Source organism: Arthrobacter sp. Bi83 (genome assembly GCF_918698095.1).
In the GTDB taxonomy this organism is placed as follows: domain Bacteria; phylum Actinomycetota; class Actinomycetes; order Actinomycetales; family Micrococcaceae; genus Arthrobacter.
This window is the reverse complement of record NZ_CAKKLY010000094.1, coordinates 1-6,747: the sequence shown is the minus strand read 5'-3', so window position 1 is coordinate 6,747 and position 6,747 is coordinate 1. Positions and strand designations below refer to the sequence as shown.

Sequence of the window (6,747 nt, the reverse complement as noted above, 5' to 3'; positions counted from 1 at the left end):
CTTCAAACCCGCCCACCCCAATGCGGGCACGAACTCCTGAAGCTAACGTCTCGCCCGAGGACCTGGCCGGCCGCATCGCCGCCCAGATCGCCTCCGAGCTGGGTGTGAAGGCCTGGCAGGTGAAGGCAACCGTGGACCTGCTCGACGGCGGTTCAACCGTCCCGTTCATCGCCCGGTACCGCAAGGAAGCCACCGGCACCCTTGACGATACCCAGCTCCGCGAGCTCGACGAGCGCCTGCGCTACCTCCGCGAATTGGAGGACCGCCGTCGTGCTGTCCTGGAGGCGATCGCCGCCCAGGGCAAGCTGAGCCCGGAACTTGAGGCCGCCGTCGTCGCCGCGGACACGAAGTCCAGGCTGGAGGACATCTACCTGCCCTTCAAATCCAAGCGCCGCACCAAGGCGCAGATCGCGCGGGAGGCCGGACTGGAGCCGCTGGCCGATGCGCTGCTGAAACGCCCCGAACTGGATCCGGAGCGGGAGGCCGTGAAATACCTGAACGCCGAGCACGCCGTTGACGACGCCTCAGCCGCGCTCGCAGGCGCCCGCGCCATCCTCGTGGAGCGGGTGGCGCAGGATCCCGATCTCGCCGAGACCCTGCGCGAGCGGTTGTGGACGCAGGGCCGGATGGTCTCGCGGGTCAAGAAGGGCAAGGAGACCGAAGGCCAGAAGTTTGCGGACTACTTCGAGTTCTCCCAGGCGCCCACCGGGATGCCGTCGCACCGCGTTCTCGCGCTGCTGCGCGGGGAGAAGGACGGCGTGCTGGAGCTCGACCTCACCGAGGCGGACCCGGCCGACGACGACGCGCTCGCCGCGGCGCGCGCCCGTTACGAGTCCGCCGTGGCCAGGTTCCTCGGGGTTGCGGACCGCGGCCGGCCCGCCGACGCCTGGCTCCTGCAGACGGCGCAGGTGGCGTGGCGCTCGCGCGTACTCGCCCGGCTGACGGCGGACCTGCGCGGGCGGATGTTTGCCGCCGCGGAGGACGAGGCCGTTCGCGTCTTCGCCGCGAACCTGCGCGACGTGCTGCTCGCGGCGCCGGCCGGCAACCGCGCCACCCTGGGTCTGGACCCGGGGCTGCGGACCGGCGTGAAGGTGGCCGTCGTGGACGGGACCGGCAAGGTGGTGGCCACCGACACGGTGTATCCGCACGCACCGGCACGCAAGTGGGACGAAGCCCTGGCCACGCTTGAACGGCTGGCGTGGAAGCACGCCGTCGAACTCGTGGCGATCGGCAACGGCACGGCGTCCCGCGAGACGGACAAGCTTGCTGCCGAACTCCTCAAGAGACTGTCCGCCACAGTGGCCGGGGCTTCCGGAGCGGGTTCGGGGCCGCGGCCCGGTTCGGGCGCTGCAACGGGTTCCGGCGCTGCGACGGGTTCGGGTCCCGCGACGGGTTCGGGCGCTGCGACCGGTGCAGTACCGAAGCCGCAGAAGCTGGTGGTGTCCGAGGCAGGGGCGTCGGTGTATTCGGCGTCAGCTCTCGCGGCGGCCGAACTGCCGGGCATGGACGTGTCCCTCCGCGGGGCGGTCTCGATTGCGCGCCGGCTGCAGGACCCGCTGGCTGAACTGGTGAAGATCGATCCTAAATCGATCGGCGTCGGGCAGTACCAGCACGACGTCACGGCCGCCAAACTGGACCGCAGCCTGGATGCCGTGGTGGAGGACTGCGTGAACGCGGTGGGCGTGGACGTGAATACCGCGTCGCCCGCGCTGTTGAGCCGGGTGGCGGGCGTCGGCCCGTTGCTGAGCGAGAACATCGTGGCCTACCGGAACGAGCATGGCCCGTTCGCTAAGCGCAGCGAGCTGAAGAAGGTTCCGCGGCTCGGGGCGAAGGCGTTCGAGCAGTGCGCCGGGTTCCTCCGGATCACCGGCGGAGCGGAGCCGCTGGATGCGTCCAGTGTTCACCCCGAGGCATACCCTGTGGCCCGGAAGATTATGGCGGCTGCCGGGGGTGCCGCATCCGGCAGGACTGGGGCACCAGCCAATGCTGGGCCAGCCGGGGCCGGTGCCCTGGGCCTCAGTGAGATCAATCCGCAGGAGTTCGTGGACGGCACATTCGGGCTGCCGACGGTCCGGGACATCATTGCCGAGCTGGACAAGCCGGGCCGCGATCCGCGTCCGGCGTTCAAGGCTGCCGCGTTCTCGGAGGGCATCGAGAAGATCTCGGACCTCAAGCCGGGCATGGTGCTCGAGGGAACGGTCACCAATGTTGCGGCATTCGGCGCGTTCGTGGACGTGGGAGTGCATCAGGACGGGCTGGTGCATGTTTCTGCTCTGGCCAACCGGTTCGTGTCCGACCCGCGGGAAGTGGTGAAATCGGGCCAGGTGGTGCGAGTGAAGGTGCTCGAAGCCGACCCGGAACGGAAGCGGATTTCGTTGACCTTGAGGCTCGACGACGAAGCGGCACCTTCCGGTGGTCGCGGTCCCGCAGGCCGAGGCACGGGTGGCTCGGACGATTCTGCTCGTCGGGATGCGATGGAGCGCGGCTCGAATCAGCGAGGTGCCCGGAGTGCCCAGGGCGGGCAGGGCAGGCAAGGCGGACAAGGCAACCAGAGCGAGGGTGGTGCGCGCGACGCAGCGCGGCGTGCCACGTCAGGCGAACGCAAAGGCACTTCCGGCACAGCCAAGACCGGCACAGCTAAGCCAGGCACAGCAAAGCCCGGCACGGCGAAGCCCGCCACAGCGAAGCCGGCGCCCGCTAATACCGCGATGGCAGAAGCGCTCAGGAGGGCCGGGCTCGGAAAATAGTGCCAGAACCAGGAGTCTCGGCGCGGCGCCACCAGCCGGGAGACAACGCGTTGGGCGGCCAGGAAGGGGAGTCCGGGATTAGAGCCTGGTCCGTGTCGTGGGCGCGGTGTCCCCGGTAGCGCGGAAGCGGATGCCTACAGTAGCTGCATGAGTTTCACGAGGCCGGATCCGTTTACCACCCGTCCCACCCTCCAGGGCACCTTCGGGATGGCGGCGTCGACGCACTGGCTGGCCACGGCCACGGCACAGTCGGTGCTCGAACGGGGAGGCAACGCCTTCGATGCCGCCACGGCGGCAGCCTTTGTGCTGCACGTGGTGGAACCCCACCTCAACGGCCCCGGCGGTGATATGGCCGGTGTGTTCAGCACGGCCGAGAACCCGGGCAGGCCCGTGGTGTTGATGGGGCAGGGCCCGGCGCCGGCAGGAGCCACCGTGCAGCATTACGTGGGCGAAGGACTGGAACTCGTGCCGGGCTCCGGTGCGCTGGCCGCAGCGGTTCCTGGCGCCGTCGACGCGTGGCTCTTGCTCCTGCGGGACCATGGGACGTGGGAACTGGCGGAGGTGCTGGACTTCGCGATCGCGTACGCGCGTGACGGGCACCCTGTCCTGGCCCGGGTTGGCGCCACCATCTCCGCCGTGTCGGAGCTGTTCCGCCGCCACTGGCCAACGTCCGCTGACCTGTGGATGCCGGAGGGGCGGATCCCGGAAGAGGGCCAGCTGATCCGGAATCCCGCCCATGCCCGCACCTTGCAGAAGCTGGTTCAGGCCGGAGCAGGCATTGGCGAGGCCGTCGGTGAAGCCGATGCCCACACCCGCGAGGCGCGGATCGATGCTGCCCGGCGCGAATGGAGCGAGGGTTTCGTTGCCCGGATTATCGCCAAGGCTGTGCAGACACCGCACCGCCACTCATCGGGCACCGATCACAGCGGCGTCCTGACCATGGCCGACATGGCCGGATTCCGCGCGAGCTACGAAGAGGCCACCGCTCTTGAATTCCGCGGCCACACGATCGCCAAGACCGGGGCCTGGGGTCAGGGCCCGGCGCTGCTGCAGACCCTGGCAATCCTTGAGGGATTGGACGACGAGTACCTCGATCCGTGCACCGAACTCGGGGCCCACACAATTCTTGAGGCCCAGAAGCTGGCGCTCGCCGACCGGGAGGCGTACTACGGCGATGCCGACGTGCCGTTGGACTACCTGCTCTCTGCTGAATACGCTGCTCGGCGCCGGGAACTGATCACCGAGAACGCCTCCCACGAATTCCGGCCGGGCCAGGTTCCGGGCCGGGAGCCGTACATCCCGGCGCTGCGTACTGAGTACGCGCCGCCGTCGCAGGGCAATGACGACGGCGGTTCTCGCCCCAACCGCGGTGCTGCCGCCTTCGGTGCCGCTGCCGGAGCCGGCGAGCCGACGGTTACTCCAACTGGGGAAACGCGCGGCGATACATGCCACATCGACGTCGTGGACCGCTGGGGGAACATGGTCTCCGCCACTCCGTCAGGCGGCTGGCTGCAGTCTTCGCCGGCAATTCCAGAACTTGGCTTTTGCCTGGGGACGCGGCTGCAGATGACGTGGCTTGAACCCGGAACGCCGTCCACGCTGACTCCGGGCAAACGGCCGCGCACCACCCTTACGCCAACCCTGGTGCTGCGTGACGGCGTTGCGGTCACAGCGCTGGGTTCGCCAGGCGGAGACCAGCAGGACCAGTGGCAGCTCCTGTATCTGCTGAGGACTATAGTCGGCGGCTACTCGCCGCAGCAGGCGATCGACGCGCCGGCGTTCCATACGACGTCGATGCCCGGTTCATTCTGGCCCCGCACGTGGGTACCAGGCGGAGCCGTCGTCGAGGACCGGCTCGGCGGCGAGCTAATAGCGGGACTTGAGCGAAGGGGGCACCGGATCACCCGCGCCGGTGACTGGACACTGGGACGGCTGTCCGCCGTCGAACGCGATCCGGCGACCGGGGTCCTGCGGGCCGCCGCCAATCCGCGCGGTGCGCAGGGTTACGCGGCGGGGCGGTAAGGCCCCGGAGCGCGCGGCAGGTCAGCCTTTGAACCTTGACCATGCCGTTTGCCTGCACTCCGGACGCTGCTGCCGGGGAGGGTGTTCCCATAGACAAGTCTGGGAGCTACGGCTTCGCCCATGAAGCCGCGTGCAATCCTAGCTACGGCCTTGCTGATGGTCGTTGTCGTCGTTGCGATAATCGTTGCTTGGATTCTTTGGCGTCCCGGCGTGACTGCATTGATGCTCATCCAAGCGTCGTCAGTGATGGTCGCTTAGCTTTGTTTTCTGCTGGACTTCGACGGGATCAGCGGCCCTGGGATGGGTTCGTATCGTCAGTGGTAGCGGGGGAAGCCCGTCGGGCAGTTGGTCGGAGGGGCTGCGAGACTTCAATCCTCGCTGGTGTGGCGGGGTTTCCGGCCTGCGGGCTTTCTGCAAGGGTAGGAAGATGACTTACTTCCTGGAGTACACCGTTCCCGCTGGCCCGGATAACGCCGAATTTGAGTTCCCGCACGACGAAATACAGACCGGGACCACCATCCCGCTCCCGGAGACGGACGCTGAAATAGTGCACACTCCCGAACTCCCGGCGCGGACCGGAATCATCGGCGCAACCGTCCCGGAAGCCAAGTTGGAAGCCGAGCAGCTCATCAACCACAGCCGGGCCACCGAGGCATCACTCTTCGAGGATCCTTCCAACTCGCTTCAGGCGGGAATCGGTACGCTTGTTGCCACCTTCGTGGAAGGCCGTGGATGGCAGGACTCCTAATCCGCTTTGAAATCCTGTCCGCACAGGCTCGCCGCCGTCATGCCAAAGGCCTCGGAAGCCCGAACCTAGTGCCGACACCTGGGGAGAATAAGACAGACTCGGGTGTTCCCGAAACGGTTATGCCGGCGGCCGCAACGAGTTGGTCGTCCAGCACGGTGAGCTTGGCCCGGTGTAGCGGCCAGGGGGTATGGGTGTTGGGCACATAAATGGTGCGTCCGAGTAAGCGCGTGTGAAGCCCGAAACGCGCAGTCAGATGGATGGCCAGCGGATCGGCTGTTTGATTGCTCAGGTCAGGGGTGACTGCAAAGTCGGTCTCGGCACCGTGCCGGAATCTGCGGACTGAATATCCAATGGCGGGGTCTGGCCCTAGTCCCGGCTTGACGTGGGCGTGCGACCACACGTACGGAATCCCGACTGCTCGCGCAGCTAACAGCACGGCGAAGCGTGATGCATCCAAACTCAGGAAGACAACTCCCCGCCTTCCGCCTGGTTCGCACGAGTACAGCCGGACGTTGACCTCGGTGAAATCTCCGAAGTACGGCACCGCCGGGCCGCGTCCGAGGCTCGCGCCCTGCATCCGGAACGCGACAAGACCCACCCACGATGAACCGTCGAAGACATCCGGGAGCACCCCAGGGGGCATCTTCGCGGCGGCCGCTGCCTCGGGGAGCCGCCAGTGCTGCCCGCCTTCCCTTGTCGCCGCGGTGCGGCTCTGATGGACCCGACCCTGTTGCCGTCATGCGCCGAGCCTAACCGCGGCGGACAAGGTGAGGAAGGTGTCTGTCATTTGGCGACGAAGCGGAAACCACGGAGATGGACCACCGGGGTCATTCTCGAGGCCCGGCAGCAAAGACGCCGCAACGCCGGGGCTCCGGGGCGACCCGCGGTGGCCGATACCCGCGCCCTGGTGTTCAGTCGATCAGCGTCTGTCAGGCCAAACAGGTGCTTCGTGGGCTGACCGCATCGACGGGATGGCCACGCTGCAAGACAGTCCTTCCCCGGGATCCCACGCCGGACCAGCGCTGACGCAGGTCAACGCGTGACCATCCAACTGTGCGACTGTGCGCGGCGATCGCCTGCGCGCCCTGATATCGTCCGCCGGGATCGCTGCCCGTACGACCCGAGCCGGAGTGTCGTGTCCGGGGCCTGCCTGCGAGGTCATCGCGGGTGGGTGGTCGTTTTATGTTCGGTGGTGGTGGTTGCGTCGGGGTTTTTGGGTGGGGTCGATGT

General features: G+C 67.5%; 3 protein-coding genes and 1 pseudogene. 3 read left to right on the top strand and 1 reads right to left on the bottom strand.

Annotation, left to right across the window (positions count from 1 at the left end):
- Positions 1 to 20: 20 nt before the first annotated feature.
- From LQ144_RS22515 to LQ144_RS22505, 3 genes are all read left to right on the top strand, one after another.
- On the top strand, positions 21 to 2,747 hold the full coding sequence (locus LQ144_RS22515; RefSeq protein ID WP_230121472.1) for a Tex family protein: 2,727 nt from the start codon (positions 21 to 23) through the stop codon (positions 2,745 to 2,747).
- 147 nt (positions 2,748 to 2,894) lie between these two features.
- A complete protein-coding gene (locus tag LQ144_RS22510) occupies positions 2,895 to 4,769 on the top strand; it encodes a gamma-glutamyltransferase (protein WP_230121471.1) in 1,875 nt (624 codons plus the stop codon).
- 427 nt (positions 4,770 to 5,196) lie between these two features.
- Positions 5,197 to 5,517 carry a hypothetical protein gene (locus LQ144_RS22505; protein ID WP_230121470.1) on the top strand — a complete coding sequence of 107 codons (321 nt, stop codon included), beginning with the start codon at positions 5,197 to 5,199 and terminating at the stop codon, positions 5,515 to 5,517.
- A 37-nt stretch (positions 5,518 to 5,554) separates the two neighbouring features.
- Here the strand turns inward: LQ144_RS22505 and LQ144_RS22500 are convergent.
- A pseudogene (locus tag LQ144_RS22500) lies at positions 5,555 to 6,184 on the bottom strand (DUF2071 domain-containing protein); the annotation flags it as partial.
- Between the last annotated feature and the right edge of the window lie 563 nt (positions 6,185 to 6,747).